Origin of the sequence: Neiella litorisoli (assembly GCF_014773395.1) — a bacterium.
Classification (GTDB): domain Bacteria; phylum Pseudomonadota; class Gammaproteobacteria; order Enterobacterales; family Neiellaceae; genus Neiella; species Neiella litorisoli.
Map to the genome: position 1 here is coordinate 59929 of NZ_JACXAF010000022.1, position 14154 is coordinate 74082.

General features: G+C 50.8%; 10 protein-coding genes. 7 read left to right on the forward strand and 3 right to left on the reverse strand.

All coding sequences use genetic code 11. The annotated features are described in order from the left end of the window. Position 1: 1 nt before the first annotated feature. Positions 2–895: a transcriptional activator NhaR gene (gene nhaR, locus IC617_RS15250; protein ID WP_191145843.1), complete on the forward strand. Its 894-nt coding sequence runs from the start codon at positions 2–4 to the stop codon at positions 893–895. A gap of 39 nt (positions 896–934) precedes the next feature. Here the strand turns inward: nhaR and IC617_RS15255 are convergent, their stop codons facing one another. Continuing rightward, positions 935–1273: a hypothetical protein gene (locus IC617_RS15255; protein WP_191145844.1), complete on the reverse strand. Its 339-nt coding sequence runs from the start codon at positions 1271–1273 to the stop codon at positions 935–937. 220 nt (positions 1274–1493) lie between these two features. Between IC617_RS15255 and rluB the strand changes: the two genes are divergently transcribed. Beyond that, positions 1494–2387, forward strand: coding sequence for a 23S rRNA pseudouridine(2605) synthase RluB (gene rluB, locus IC617_RS15260; RefSeq protein ID WP_191145845.1), 894 nt, complete (start codon positions 1494–1496; stop codon positions 2385–2387). 10 nt (positions 2388–2397) lie between these two features. Here the strand turns inward: rluB and IC617_RS15265 are convergent, their stop codons facing one another. Beyond that, positions 2398–3138 (reverse strand): YciK family oxidoreductase, encoded by a 741-nt coding sequence (locus tag IC617_RS15265; protein ID WP_191145846.1) that lies wholly within the window; start codon positions 3136–3138, stop codon positions 2398–2400. 215 nt (positions 3139–3353) lie between these two features. On the opposite strand from IC617_RS15265, the gene IC617_RS15270 reads away from it, so the two are divergent. The 4 genes from IC617_RS15270 (at position 3354) to IC617_RS15285 (ending at position 10164) form a co-directional block, all read left to right on the forward strand. Continuing rightward, on the forward strand, positions 3354–5897 hold the full coding sequence (locus tag IC617_RS15270) for a VolA/Pla-1 family phospholipase (RefSeq protein ID WP_191145847.1): 2544 nt from the start codon (positions 3354–3356) through the stop codon (positions 5895–5897). Between the two features lie 303 nt (positions 5898–6200). Continuing rightward, entirely contained in the window at positions 6201–7889 is a 1689-nt protein-coding gene (locus tag IC617_RS15275) for a M3 family metallopeptidase (RefSeq protein ID WP_191145848.1), read from the forward strand. An 85-nt stretch (positions 7890–7974) separates the two neighbouring features. Continuing rightward, positions 7975–9054 (forward strand): protease SohB, encoded by a 1080-nt coding sequence (sohB, locus tag IC617_RS15280; RefSeq protein ID WP_191145849.1) that lies wholly within the window; start codon positions 7975–7977, stop codon positions 9052–9054. 63 nt (positions 9055–9117) lie between these two features. Next, positions 9118–10164: a GGDEF domain-containing protein gene (locus tag IC617_RS15285; RefSeq protein ID WP_191145850.1), complete on the forward strand. Its 1047-nt coding sequence runs from the start codon at positions 9118–9120 to the stop codon at positions 10162–10164. 14 nt (positions 10165–10178) lie between these two features. On the opposite strand, the gene IC617_RS15290 is transcribed toward IC617_RS15285, so the two are convergent. Further along, the gene (locus IC617_RS15290) at positions 10179–11474 is read right to left on the reverse strand and encodes a dicarboxylate/amino acid:cation symporter (protein ID WP_191145851.1); all 1296 of its coding nucleotides are present in this window, start codon (positions 11472–11474) and stop codon (positions 10179–10181) included. A 175-nt stretch (positions 11475–11649) separates the two neighbouring features. Between IC617_RS15290 and IC617_RS15295 the strand changes: the two genes are divergently transcribed. Next, positions 11650–14016 (forward strand): Ig-like domain-containing protein, encoded by a 2367-nt coding sequence (locus IC617_RS15295; protein WP_191145852.1) that lies wholly within the window; start codon positions 11650–11652, stop codon positions 14014–14016. The last annotated feature ends 138 nt before the right edge of the window (positions 14017–14154 follow it).

Consider the following 14154-nt stretch of genomic DNA (forward strand, 5'->3'; position numbering starts at 1 on the left):
GATGATCAACTACAAACACCTGCACTATTTCTGGGTGGCGGCGAAGCAAGGTGGGATTGCCAGAGCCAGTGAGCACCTTCATCTGACCCCGCAAACCATCAGCGGTCAAATTTCGTTGCTGGAAGAACAACTCGGTACTGCGCTCTTCGTCAAAGTCGGCCGCAAGCTAGAATTGACCGAAACGGGCCGGTTGGTGCTCAGTTATGCCGATGAGATCTTCTCGTTGGGCGATGAGCTCAAGGATGTGTTGAGTCACAGTTCGCTGCAACGACCCCAGCAGCTAAAAATTGGTATTGCTGATGTGGTGCCGAAAACCATTGCCCATCGTTTGTTGCAGCCTGCATTTTGCTTAGATGAGCCGATCCGAATGATCTGCAAAGAAAACAGCTTGAATGAGTTGTTGGCGGAATTGGCGTTGCATCGACTCGATTTAGTGATTGCTGATGCCCCTATACCAACGGATATCGGTATTCGCGGCTTTAGCCATCCGTTGGGGGAATGTGGTTTGAGTTTTATGGCAAGCCCAGAATTAGCCGCGCGATTATCTGGTGATTTTCCAGCTAATCTTGATGGTCAACCACTGCTGATCTCTGGCCAACAAAGTGTGATGCACACAAGATTGCAGCAATGGCTCGACCAACGCCACATTCGGCCCAATGTTGTCGGTGAGTTTGATGATAGCGCGTTGATGAAGGCTTTTGGTCAGGCTGGTGCCGGTGTCTTCGCTGTACCGTCGGCGATCGCAAAGGAAGTTGCAGCGCAGTTTAGTGTCGAGCCAATCGGCGCAACGGATGATATTCGTGAGCAATTTTATGCGATTTCAATTCAGCGCCGTATTTCTAATCCGGCAGTTGTTGCCATTACGCAAGCTGCTAGAGAATGGCTTGGTGCTTAATTGAGGCGATGAATAAAGTCAGTAGACGTATTATTCGCACTAGCCAGTGCGTTTGCGATAGGCGTCAATCATGCGCACCAAAGCATCATCTAAATGCTCCTCGAACTTGTCGAGATCGGCATTCATGGCTTTTAGATAGACCGCAGTTTTAGCTCGGTTCAGACTTTTTCCTCGAACTTTAAACTCCATTTCCGGCAGCGTTTTGTCATAGCGAGGAATAATATTCCAGATGACGAAATTGGCGTCTAACGAGGCGATGGCGCGCATGGCAAAGTGGCAGAAACCCTCAATGTGATTTTTTCCATCGGGCCCAAGACAGCCTGGCTCGACCCGGTAGGTGAGCTCAATACGGTGATCCTGGTTGCCATTCGCGGTCATAGTCAGTGGTTAAAAAATTATGTTGATGAAGCATTTAAAAGCATCCATCGGCGGTGAACAAGTGATTTTGCCAATAATTGCTATTGGCCGCGGTAAAACCGTGCAAATTGCGGCTAACCTTTAGGCAAGAGTTTGTCGCTGGTTTGCCGAATGTTCTGTGATACAATCGCGCGCCGCCTGAGAAGGCTACTTCCTAACCGATATTAAAACTGGATTCCTGATGAGTGAAAAACTACAGAAAGTGTTGGCCCGCAGTGGCCTTGGGTCGCGCCGAGAAATGGAGCAAGTGATTAGCGCCGGTCGTGTCAGTGTTAACGGTTCAACTGCTAAACTGGGTGACCGCATTGAAGACGCTGATGTTGTTCGCGTCGATGGCAACGTCATTCAGACACGCTCCGATAAAGACACCGTGTGTCGTGTTATTGCCTATCACAAGCCTGAAGGCGAAGTCTGTAGCCGTAAAGATCCGGAAGGCCGACCAACTGTATTTGAACGTTTACCGAAGCTGGCAGCCGGTCGTTGGATTGCCGTCGGTCGTCTCGATTTAAACACATCAGGACTGTTGTTGTTCACCACTGATGGTGAATTAGCCTCTCGCCTGATGCACCCTTCCTATGAATTAGAACGCGAATATGCTGTCCGTGTATTTGGTACCGTTGACGATGCGATGCTCAAGCGCCTGAAGCAAGGGGTCATGCTTGAGGATGGTTTGGCGTCATTTGATTCGATCAAAATTGCTGGCGGCGAGGGCGCCAATAAGTGGTTCCATGTTACCTTGCATGAAGGCAAGCACCGTGAAGTTCGACGCCTCTGGGAAAGTCAGGAAGTCACCGTCAGCCGCTTGATTCGGATCCGTTATGGCAACACCATTTTGTCTCAAAAGTTACCACATGGCGCTTGGTTAGAGCTGCCGCTCGATGACGTTAATGTATTGCGTGACTCAGTGTCGTTGCCGAAAGAAACCCGAACCATGCTTGATGTCACCAAAGACACCAAGGTGAATACCCATCGGTTGCGCCGTACCGCGCAAAAGAGCAGGGCGCGGCAACTGCAGCGCCACGCCAAGTCGAGCAAACCCAAAGCGACCAGTAAGCGCCGCCAGGGTAGAACGTAACACCAGCGGTTTACTTGGGTTGGGCATCAATGCTTTGGCCGTTGATGTCCGCTGAATCGCTGAGCAAGTAAAGATAGAGCGGCATCAGATCGGCTGGTGTTTTTAAGGTCGAAGCATCTTCGGCTGGATAGGCTTTGGCTCGCATCCCTGTCTGAGTCGCTCCCGGATTGATACAGTTGACTCGAATCTTGGTGTTGCTCAATTCATCAGCCAGGATCTGCATTAACCCCTCGGTGGCAAATTTCGACATCGCATAAGCATTCCAAAATGCTCGGCCTTTTTTACCCACAGATGATGAGGTGAACACAATGCGGCCGTGCTCAGCTTGTTTCAATAAAGGTAGCAATGCTTGCGTCATACTGATCTGGGCGCGAACGTTGACCTTCATCACTTCATCGAACATGGTCATGTCCATTTGCTCGATGGTACCCAATACACCGAGTTCACCGGCATTGTGCAGGATGGCATCAAGGCGACCGAGCGTTGACTCAATGGTTGTCGCCATATCGAGGTAGTGTTTGTCTGTGGCGCCTTTCAAGTCGAGCGGCACGATGGCGGGCTCAGCACCACCAGCGGCAACAATCTCATCATAGGTTGTTTCTAATTTGGCGACGGTACGCCCCAACAAAATCACGGTAGCGCCGTGGGCAGCTAATGACAGGGCAGCTTGCTTACCGATCCCTGCGCCAGCCCCGGTAACCAAAACAACTTTATCGGCAAATGCGTTGCTCGAAACGGTTTCAAAATTCATAACGGACTCGACAAAAAAATTTAGTGCGCAGTGTACCTGAGACCTTTGTTTGACCCAAATTATTGGAACTGGGATCAAGTTAACACCTCAGCACTAGTGCAAATGCTCCGCTTAGTTTAGCTTTAATGCATTATTCAAACGCGAGTTTGAATTTAACAACAGCAACTGCCACGGAAAAGGCGATTGCAATAACAATCAAAACGTTGGGGAGAAACATGAAAATAACAACATACGCTGGTGTCACAGCGTTGGCAGCCGTGCTGGTCGGTTGCGGTGGCGGCGAATCATTAAAAGATGTCGCCAAAGATCAAGAACCGGCGGTACCCTTTACCCGAATTCAATTCGATCCTGCTGCTGGCGTCGTGGCCCTACCTTCCGATTTACTGCTGCTGACCACCACCGATGGCAGTTTGGATATTCCTGTGGATGATCCAACTGACGTGACTGACCCTGCGGTGGCGTTGAGCGCATTAGACGGGTGGGGCACAGCTGCTCCCATCGTGATTGATATCACCTTCCCAAATGCCTCATTCGGTGATTATTCAATTAACACCGCTTCGGTCACTCAGCCCGGTGCTGCCGAACTGTTGGAAGTGCTCCTTGGTAACCCATTGTCTTCGGATCCTGATTGCCAGAACGTGCCAACCGGCCTGTTATGTAAGGTGGTCGGGCAGCTGACTTACGGCGTTGATTTTGTCACCAATTCTGATGGCTCGAATGTCGTCGTGGTGCCGATCAAACCGTTGAAGCCCAAGACTTCCTACTTGCTCGCTACCACTTCGCTCATTGAGGACTCCGAAGGGCGCAGTGTGTACCCATCGACTTCTTATGAGCTGCTTCGTCTTGACTATGAAACCCAGCCACTAGGTACGGCAGAGCAGCGTCAGTTGCAAGCCGCGGTCAATAGTTACGAAGCGGGCTTAGCTGGAGCTGGTATTGATGTTGAAACGGTCAACTACAGTATGCCGTTTACCACCCAATCGATAGAAGATGTGATGGCGGTATCGCGACTGGTGGTGGCGCAAACTCAGCCGACTATCGATAACCTCACGGATACCGGCCTTAACGCCCAGCAATTGCTGGCACTGTCTGGCATCGTGCTTGATGGCCAGGCTGGCTTGGTCGCCAGTGCTGCCAAGGTTTACACCGCGACGGTCAATCTACCGATGCTGCAGGATATAGCGAGCAACGACACTTGCGATGTGGTCGAGCTTGCGACCACGGGCCTTTGTGATGTGTTGTTTACGCGTTGGCAGGCGCAGGGTGATAGTCCTGTTTCGATTGCCGGCGCGTTGCAAAGCGGCGCGCTGACCCAAGAGTCGTTTGCGGCGCAAGCCTTTGCTCAGAATCCATCGCTAACACCAGGCGATTTGGCCGACCCGAGTAAATGGGTTGGTTTGCAAATCAATGTGCCGGATGCAGCTGGAACCCCTGTTGATCCAGAGAAACATCTCACTCAATACAATCCACTGGCACTGGTTAAAGGTATTCAGCAGGCCAACGTCCTGATCACTGTGCCAGACCCTGACATGGTGAATGCAATCCGCGCCCAGCTTGCAGGGATCCCCGTCGAGGCATTGCCACCAGAAATGACCTTGCAGCCAAGTATTAGTGGTTGGCCAACCACTGTGTTTTCCCATGGCATTACCAGTGTCAAGGAATCGGTGCTGGGCTTAGCCGGTACCATGGCGCTACAAGGAATGGCGACGATTTCAGTTGACCTGCCATTGCACGGCGCTCGCAGTGCTGATTTAACTGGCGATGGCATTTATGAGCTAACGGCGACCTCGCCAGATGTTGGCCCTCAATATGTCAATGGTAATGTTCTGACCCACCTCAACTTACTGAGTTTGGTATCGGTTCGCGATGCGATGAGACAAGCGGCGTTAGATGTACTGACGGTTCGAGCTGCAGTTACTTTCTCTGCCCTGCGTGATGCCGCAATGATGCAAGCGCCACTGCTCGACGCTAATCAAGTTGGTTTCCTCGGCATGTCGCAAGGTGCAGTGGTGGGTTCAACCGCGGTTGCGGTGGCAAATTTGCCATTCACTTTACCAGATGGCACGGCGCAACCTAATCCATTTACCTTCAACGCTGCGGTGCTTAATGTGCCAACCGGTGGTTATGCTGCTAGCGTCGGTTACAGCAATACCTTTGGGCCTGTACTGAAAGCCGGCCTGACCTCAACTGAAACCTTTGATGCCTTGCTGATGGATGTGTTTTCGTTGACCGCTGAGGAATTGGCTGCAATCAAAGCAAACAATCCAGAGCAATATCAAATGATGGTTGATGCGGTGTACCCATCGCTGCTGAGCCAGTTTTTGTTTGCTGCCCAGCAAGTACTTGATGGCGCAGATGGTGTCAACTTCGCTCGCCTAAGTACCATGTTGCAGACGCCGGTTCTAGTGCAAGAAGTAGTCGGCAATGGCGCGGATAATTTATCGGATCAGGTGTTGCCGAATTCAACCGCCGCTCAAGGTTGGCCGGTAGCGGGCACTGAAGCATTAATTGGTGCTTATGGTTTAGCTGGGATCAGTGATTCGGTGACCGATGAAGCGGGCGTTTCCGGCGCAATTCGTTATACCTATGGCTTCCATAGCTCCTTGTTGAATCCGGCTGCCGTGCCTGGTGTGGCTCCAGATCCAATGAAAAATGCGCTGGTCACTGCAACAATGCAACAGCAAGTTGCGGAGTATCTGAGTAGTGCCGGTAAGCAAATCACTATCTCCGATGAAGCGAAAACGGTGATTGTGCCCTAACACCGCAACAGCGACCTGAACATAACGGGATACCTCGTTATGGTGAAAAGCTCGGCGTCAGCCGAGCTTTTTTTATTGCTGGCGTTATCATTAAAGCTCGATTCACTACTATCGGTCGTTATCTTGTTTATCCGATCTTCTGTTTTCTCGACAAAGCTGGTTGCTTTATTTGCCAGAATCACTGCAACACGCCAAGTCTCAATGTCGAGTCTGGTTGCCTTAATGGTTGTGCTTTGGTCGGCGGCGATAGCTGCAGCTGCGCCGACTTCCGCAATAGTTTGGCCTGTTGAACAGGACCAATTATTGCGCCAATGCAATGATGTCGGCACTTTATTTAACAGTGAATTTGCCGCCCAACCCGATGAACAAACGCTAATGGCCCTTGACCATAAGTTGGCCCAAGTTGAGCAGACCATTGCCAAAGCAATGGTGGTTGCTGATGCCAGTCAGTCGGAGCCACTTAAATCAGCGGCATTGCAGTGCATCGAGCAGTTGAGCGTATTGCAGTCGGAGTGGACCAACTTGGCAACGGTGAGTACGACGTTAGCCAAGTTAAGTGAACAACCTTTGTCAAAGCAGGGCAGCCGCTTGATTAGCCTTTGGTTGTTGCAGCGAGACTTAGTGTCGTCGCCAAGAGCGCAAAAAGCAGCAGAATTGCTGTCGTATGCCGAGTTAAGCTACCAACAAACATTGCAGCGACTCGATAAGAAGCTACGTTTGCCTGAGCGCTGCACAACAGGAGTGCCTGCCGAATTACTCGCCCAATGGCGTCTTGCAGACCAATTTGAGTTGCCGCTTCGTGGGGTACCTGTGGCTCGGTATTTGGCGTCAGGCTCACCCGATGAGTGCCGCCGTATGGCATGGGTTGCGCTTGCCTCTAAAGGGATGCCAGATAACATGGTGCAACTGGATATGATGCTAGGGCAGCGCCACGCCTTAGCCAGATTACAGGGCGCAGCGCATTGGGCTGACTTGCAATTGCGTACGCAATTGCTCAATGAGGTTGAGCTAGTGAATCGCTACTTACAGCGATCATTTCAACCACGGGCTAAAACGGCCGCGGATCAACAACGCGCCAGCGATTGGCTTTGGCGAGCATCCACAACTCAATCAATGGCACTGGCGCCGGTAGATGAGTCAATTGCCGCTAGGCAAGTGTTAGCTAGCGTGTTTGCTGCGCTGGGTGATTTTGGTCTGCGGTTCGAATTAGCTGCGGATATACGCGATAGCTGGCATCCGGCGGTGGAGTCTTACCATGTTTACAGCGGCGACAACTTACTCGGAACTTTAATGCTCGATTTGTTTGCCCGCCCAGCAAAATCAGCAAAGCCGCGTCATCGCCCGTTACAGCATGGTATCAGCGACCGCCAGCCGGCAATTAGTGCGGTAATCACCAGCCTGCCAAGTCAAGAGTGGCATGGCCGCGAGCGGCGAGTGTTGTATCAACAATTGGGAGCGGCGTTACAGCATCTATTCGCCCGCGCCGATTACTATGGTCTCAGTGGCGGCAGCGTTGAGGGCGATTTCAGCCGATTAGGGATGACCTTGTTGCCAATATTGATGCAAGCACATGATCCTTGGTTAGCGGCGCAGCAAACCAGTGATAGAAAATTAGCCAAACAGTACTTTCGAGCGGCTACCGCGCTGGCCTACCATCAATTAGAAAACGCCAATTTCGCCAGCCTACAGCAGGTTAATCAGTATTACTTTAGCCGTTATTTTGGCCTGCCAATGCCCGATGAGTTCACGCCGCAATATGCCTTAAGCACACTGGTCAGCGATGGCGCATTGTATTATCAGCGGCTTTGGTATCCCCAGTTTGCGGCTTGGTTAATGACCTGCGATGGCGTTAGCCGAGCAGCGTTACTGAGTCATTTGTTCGGCCCCGCAGGGCAACAATCGGCACTTACAACGATCAAACGTGTTTGCCCCGCAACTGGTTCGCTCGCTGAATTGGTTACGCAAGTTGCCTCTGTCCAGCGCTTTCAATAGCCTCTATACTGGCGTACTTTCGAAAACCCGCCGAGCGCCAACAGGGACTTTGGTTGATGCGCTTGGCTAATCAGAGATCAATGTTTTGGAATTTTTATACGAATACGGACTTTTCTTAGCGAAAACTGTCACTTTTGTCATTGCCATCGCCGCCATTGTCGGCCTTATCGTTGCCAACTCCAGCAAAGGTCGTAGCCATCGCAAGGGCCACCTTGAGCTCACTGATTTGAGCGAGCAGCTGCTTGAACATCAGGATATTATTCGCCACCAACTGCTATCAGATGAAGAGCTAAAACAACTTCGCCAAGAAGAGAAAAAACAAGCTAAAGCAGAAAAGAAAGCAGCTAAAGCTAAGGCAAAAGCTGCGAAAAAAGGTGAAAAGGTTGAAGAAGCTGAGGGCGATAATAAAGGCCGCATCTTTGTTTTGAATTTCAACGGCAGCGTCGATGCCCATGAAGTGGATTCGCTGCGCGAAGAAGTGTCTGCAATTTTGTCAGTCGCTGATACTGAACACGATGAAGTGCTGCTCAAACTTGAGAGTGGCGGTGGTGTTGTTCACGGCTATGGATTGGCCGCGTCGCAACTAGACCGATTAAAGAAAGCCGGTTTGCAGTTGACCATCGTTGTCGACAAGGTCGCGGCGAGCGGCGGTTATATGATGGCCTGCCTTGCCGATAAGCTTTACTGTGCGCCATTTGCCATTATTGGTTCGATTGGTGTGATCGCCCAAATGCCAAACTTCCATCGCTTGCTGAAAAAGAATGATATTGATTTTGAACAGGTGACGGCTGGTGAGTACAAGCGCACTTTAACCATGTTTGGTGAAAATACGGATAAAGCGCGAGAGAAATTTCAGCATGAACTGGATGAGGTTCACGGCTTGTTTAAAGATTTCGTGCAGCGTTATCGGCCATCATTGGAACTCGATAAAGTGGCAACTGGCGAGCATTGGTTTGGCTTGCAAGCGCTAGAGCTGGGATTGGTCGATGAACTGGCCACGTCCGACGAAATACTGATGAAACACTGCACAGATGAAAAAGACATTCACCAAGTGCGTTACGTCATTCGTAAAAAACTGTCGGAGAAAGTGGCCGAAAACGTCACTGTGAGCTTTGCCAGAGTGTTGGCAAACTGGGGTCATAAAATGCGCTACTGGGCGCAATAACTGGCTATAATCAATACAAATTTGATTACATTGATCAGAGCGGGCAAGCCGCTCTGAGTGCCCTTGACTCGCTATAAAACAACAATCAACGATAGTCGTAGCCGCTGGATAGAGACCATTCCATCTGGTCACGCCGGCGCTCGAGTCAGCATGCTGATGCATCTGGTGGCGCTGGTCACCGTCGTCGCCTTTGCCATTCTCCACATGTTTTGGGGGCACTCGCTAATCGCTACTGCCTTATCGCTGATGGCGATTATGCTCGCGGGCACAGTGATCATGGGGCGGGTCGCGCCCGACATGCAGATCCATTTGGTGCTCGATGCGTTGTTTATCCTATCAGCACTGCCAATTTCGTTGTGGGCACTGACTCAGCCCGACATGTATGCTGCGCATTTAATCCCAGCGTTACTCTTTGCCGCCTTCTTCGTCCTCCCCATTAAGGTTTCTTCGGTATTGCTGGCTATTTATACCTGCGCTGCAATCTATTTGTGCTGGCAGCAATATGGTCCAGCGCAGGGCTTTCGCATCGCCTTTGGCCTGAGTTGTTGTTATGGCTTTACCTTTGGCTTGGCGCTAATGATGCTGCGCCAGCAACAGCAGTTGACCCGCCTCGCATTTATTGACCCACTAACCGGTGCTTACAATCGCAATGCCTTATTTGACGAATTGGAGCGGGCAGTCGATACCGCCAAACGGCACCAAACCGCTGCCTCGTTAGTGATGTTGGATGTCGATCATTTTAAGCCGATTAATGATGAGCATGGTCACGCGGTTGGTGATGAAGTGTTGGTTTGGTTAGCCGAGCAGCTGATCACCCATAGTCGTAAGAATGACCGTCTGTTTCGCCTTGGCGGTGATGAGTTTCTATTATTGTTACCCGATCTCAATGATGAAGAGGCGAATCAAGTGATTGAGTTAATCAAAAGCCGCTTTGATCTGGGTACGATTCCCCATCAGGTGAGCGTCACCATGAGTGCAGGGTTAGCGCAATATGTTGCAGGCGATAGTGTCGATGATTGGTTAGAGCATGCCGATCAGGCGCTGTATCAGGCCAAATCGGCAGGCCGAGATTGTTGCCGGTGTTGGCAGCCAAGTGGCTCGGCTGCCTAATCGTAGCGCGCTTGTTAGCGCGTTAGATGAACTTCCTCTTCTTTTAACCCTGCGTTTTCATCGTAGTACACGTCGGTATTCATCTTGCCTTCGCTTTTGCCCACGACACAGGTGACCATGGTGTCGCCGGTGATGTTGACAGCGGTTCGGGTCATGTCGAGCAAACGATCAACACCGATGATCAAGGCAATACCTTCCACTGGCAGACCGACTTGCTGCAGTACCATGGCCAGCATAATTAGGCCCACGCCCGGTACACCTGCGGTGCCAATCGATGCCAACGTTGCGGTGACAATGACGCTGATAAAGTCGCCAAAGCTCAAATCAATGCCATAAACCTGCGCAATGAATACGGTTGCGACACCTTGCATGATGGCAGTACCGTCCATATTGATGGTGGCGCCCATTGGCACGGTAAACGAGGCGACGCTATTGTGAACGCCTAACTTACGAGTCGCCGTTTCCATCGTCACTGGGATGGTGGCATTACTTGATGCGGTACTAAACGCAAACAACACGGCATCACGCATCTTTTTCATAAACGGCTTCGGATTGAGCCGAGTGAACACGGAAAGCAAAGTGGGGTAGACCATGATCGCGTGAACGACTAATACGCCAAACACCACCAAGAAGTACTCGGCCAGATTCGCGATCGTCCCTAAACCCATTTCGGTGAATAGCTTAGCCAACAAGCAAAATACGCCATAAGGGGCAAGATTCATCAGAATAGTAACCAAACTCATGATCACGCTGCTGAGATCTTCAAACACCGCGGCCAGACGTTCGCCCGGTTTACCCGAGATGGCCATGGCAAAACCAAACAACAAGGCAAAGACAATGATTTGCAGCATATTGCCTTTGGCCATGGCTTCAATTGGATTACGCGGAAACATATCAATGAACACTTGCGATAGCGCTGGTGCTTGTGCGGCATCGAATGTTGCGGAGGTATCCATATCTAAGCCGTGACCGGGGGCAATAAGCGTTGCTGCGGTCATTGCCAAGGCAATGGCAATGGCAGTAGTTAGGAGGTAAAGCAGGATTGATTTTCCGCCGAGTCGGCCTAAGGTCGAAGCGTCTTTGAGCTGACAGGTGCCAACCACCAAAGAAACAAATACCAAAGGAACCACCAGCATCTGCAAGCTGGCGACAAAAATTTTACCAACGACAAGGAACAACCCCTGAGTCAGGTAAGTATCGACAAATGCATTGTCAGGAAATAGTTGGCGCAGAAACACACCGGTGGCAATACCTGCGAGCATGCCCAACACGATTCGTTGGGTCAGCGATAACTGTTTAAATTGCAACATCACTTGTCCTATTTATTGGCGACCGGCATACCTTAACAACTGTAGTAAATGCGATAAAGGCCGCATTTGCTTGCTTTTTGATTCAATTTGTTGAAATTGCCAATTACTAGTCGGGTTAAAAGTTCGTTATAGTGGCGCAGGAAGTATTAAACCCGGTTCAAGCACGGAGATGTTGATGATGTCAAAATGGGTTCGCTGGATATGGCTACCGCTTTTCGCCACGTTAGTTGGTTGCGGCGGTGGTAGCTCTTTGCAAGAAGACGATGGTGGCGGAGGTAACCCACCGCCAACGACAACAGAAGACGCCGTAGCTATTTCGTTATGGTCCTGCGAATCGTTCGATTTATCAGCGCCCGATATCAGCGATTGTACTGAAAGTAATCAGATCAAAACCGCGCCGCCGGCGGTGATATTAGTTGAAGCGACTTCTGGTAGCGCTCCGGCCAGCGGCAAGAAAATCGTAGTGACGACTGACAAAGGGCAATTGTCGCAAGCTGATGGTTCAGCCTTAACCAACGCCCAAGGCCAAGCTTTTCTCACCATTAGTGCTGGCGAAGATACCGGTGTTGCGACAGTAAAAGCGGCGTTTAATGATGCCTCTGCCGAATTGGTTGCCACCGTCAATGGTGTACCCGTGGTGTCGACTAAGGCCGTGGCAGTGACGCTATGGGATTGTCCGCCAGCGCAATCTGGCTGCCAGCAAATTTCAGATTTTTCAGCAGCGGCACCAGCCGTTATCGTGGTCAATGCGACCGAAGATAATCGCCCTGCACAGAACAAAAAAGTCACCATCGCCAGTGACAAAGGCGAATTATCGCGCACCGATGGTGTGGTACTAACCGATGACAATGGCTTTGCCATGATCGACATCGCTGCCGGCAGCGATAGTGGTATTGTCACCATTAGTGCTGAGTTTGATGATGCCAATGATGAGTTGTTTGCCACCATCAATGAAGTGCAAATCAGCTTAGCGCTTTCCAGCCCTCTTGGTGACGGCGAGGAATTGTCTGATGGCTCCACCTTGCCGATCACTGCCACGCTAACCACGGATTCTGGCGAACCCTATCTGGCGCCGGTTGAAGTAACGTTCAGCTCTACTTGTACGTCCGCAGGTAAGGCGATTCTCGATGACAGCATCCAGTCAACTGGCGGCACTGCAATTGCCACTTATCGTCCAGATGGTTGTGAAACCGAAGATATTATTTCTGCCTCGGTGGAATTAGGCTCTTCTAGTGACACCGATAACCTGCGTATTAGCATCGCCGATACGCCAGTGGGTAACATTGAGTTTGTCTCAGCAGAGCCTCGATTCGTTAACTTACAAGGTACGGGCGGCCAAACTACTGCCATGGTGAGCTTTAAGGTTACCGATGCCAATGGTCGTGCCAAGCAAGGCCAGAACGTGAGCTTTAATCTTGCCAGTGGCGCCGACAAAGTTGAACTGAGCCAGTTGACCGCTATTTCCGACAATGCCGGATTGGTCACGACGACAGTTCGCTCCGGCTCTCTTCCGGGATCGGCTCGAGTGCAAGCGGTAGTCGATGGCAGCGACCCAATTATTGCAACCGTGTCGAGTGAATTGGCGATTGGCGTGGGGCTCCCCGATGCCGATAGTTTCTCGTTGAGCTTTGATGTTCATAACCCAGAATCTTGGGACTTTGACGGTGAAGAAGTAACGGTAACGATTCGTGCCGCGGACCATTTCAATAACCCTGTGTCCGATGGTACCTCTATTTCTTTTGTCGCCGAAGGTGGCGCAATTGAACCAAGTTGTGAAACTAGCGGTGGCGTCTGTAGTGTCGTGTGGCGCTCGCAAAACTTCCGTCCGCTCAATGCTCGCGCCACTATTTTGGCCTATGCCGAAGGCGAAGAATCGTTTTACGACAACAATGGTAATGGCTTGTTTGAGCATACGCAGGACTCGTTTACTGGCCAATATGACATTGGTGAAGCCTACCGTGATGACGATGAAGACGGCATCTACAACAACAACGATCAGCATATCGATCGCGATTTGAATGGTGCTTATGATGGCCCCGATGGCATATATAACGGCCAATTGTGTACTGAAGATTCAGCGAATGCTGGCGCTTGTACCCAACAGTTGGTTGATGTGAATGCGTCTGGCGTGATTGTCATGGCAGGTCATGCGCCGGAGGTGTACTTCTGCGCTTGGGATGGCGTGAACCTCGATTGTAACCAGCGGGCCACTAGCTTGGTGGGTGTGACCGATGCTTATGTCTGCGCTCGCGATACCGCTGCTGATGGCGTCACCATCAACCCAGTTGCTGCGGGTACTCAAATCTCATTTGCGCCAACAGATCCGCTGAAATTAAGAGGCACCACGAGCTTCTTACAGCCGAGCACTAATGCTGCCATTTATCATCCGTATTTGAGCTTTGACGCCCGCGCGGGATGTAACGCTGGTCTGTTTAGAGTGTTACTTGACCTATCCGACGGCCCAGGCGAACTCTTGGTCGAGATGGTCACACCTAAAGGCGTTTATGGCTCAGACTCGGTGTCGATTGAGCTAGCGCCATAAGGTTAGTCAACCAACGTGTGTAACGAAAAAGCCACCTTAAACAAGGCTGTCTCTTATACACAAATCCCCGCTAAGCAATTGGCGGGGATTTTTTTGAACTTTTTCCGTGAACTTCGATCTGATCTCCACATTACTTTT

Excerpts from the sequence above, each read along its gene's own strand:
- IC617_RS15295 (WP_191145852.1), top strand. The coding sequence starts at position 11,650 with ATGATGTCAAAATGGGTTCGCTGGATATGGCTACCGCTTTTCGCCACG.
- rluB (WP_191145845.1), top strand. The coding sequence starts at position 1,494 with ATGAGTGAAAAACTACAGAAAGTGTTGGCCCGCAGTGGCCTTGGGTCG.
- IC617_RS15290 (WP_191145851.1), bottom strand. The coding sequence starts at position 11,474 with ATGTTGCAATTTAAACAGTTATCGCTGACCCAACGAATCGTGTTGGGC.
- IC617_RS15265 (WP_191145846.1), bottom strand. The coding sequence starts at position 3,138 with ATGAATTTTGAAACCGTTTCGAGCAACGCATTTGCCGATAAAGTTGTT.
- IC617_RS15255 (WP_191145844.1), bottom strand. The coding sequence starts at position 1,273 with ATGACCGCGAATGGCAACCAGGATCACCGTATTGAGCTCACCTACCGG.
- nhaR (WP_191145843.1), top strand. The coding sequence starts at position 2 with ATGATCAACTACAAACACCTGCACTATTTCTGGGTGGCGGCGAAGCAA.
- IC617_RS15270 (WP_191145847.1), top strand. The coding sequence starts at position 3,354 with ATGAAAATAACAACATACGCTGGTGTCACAGCGTTGGCAGCCGTGCTG.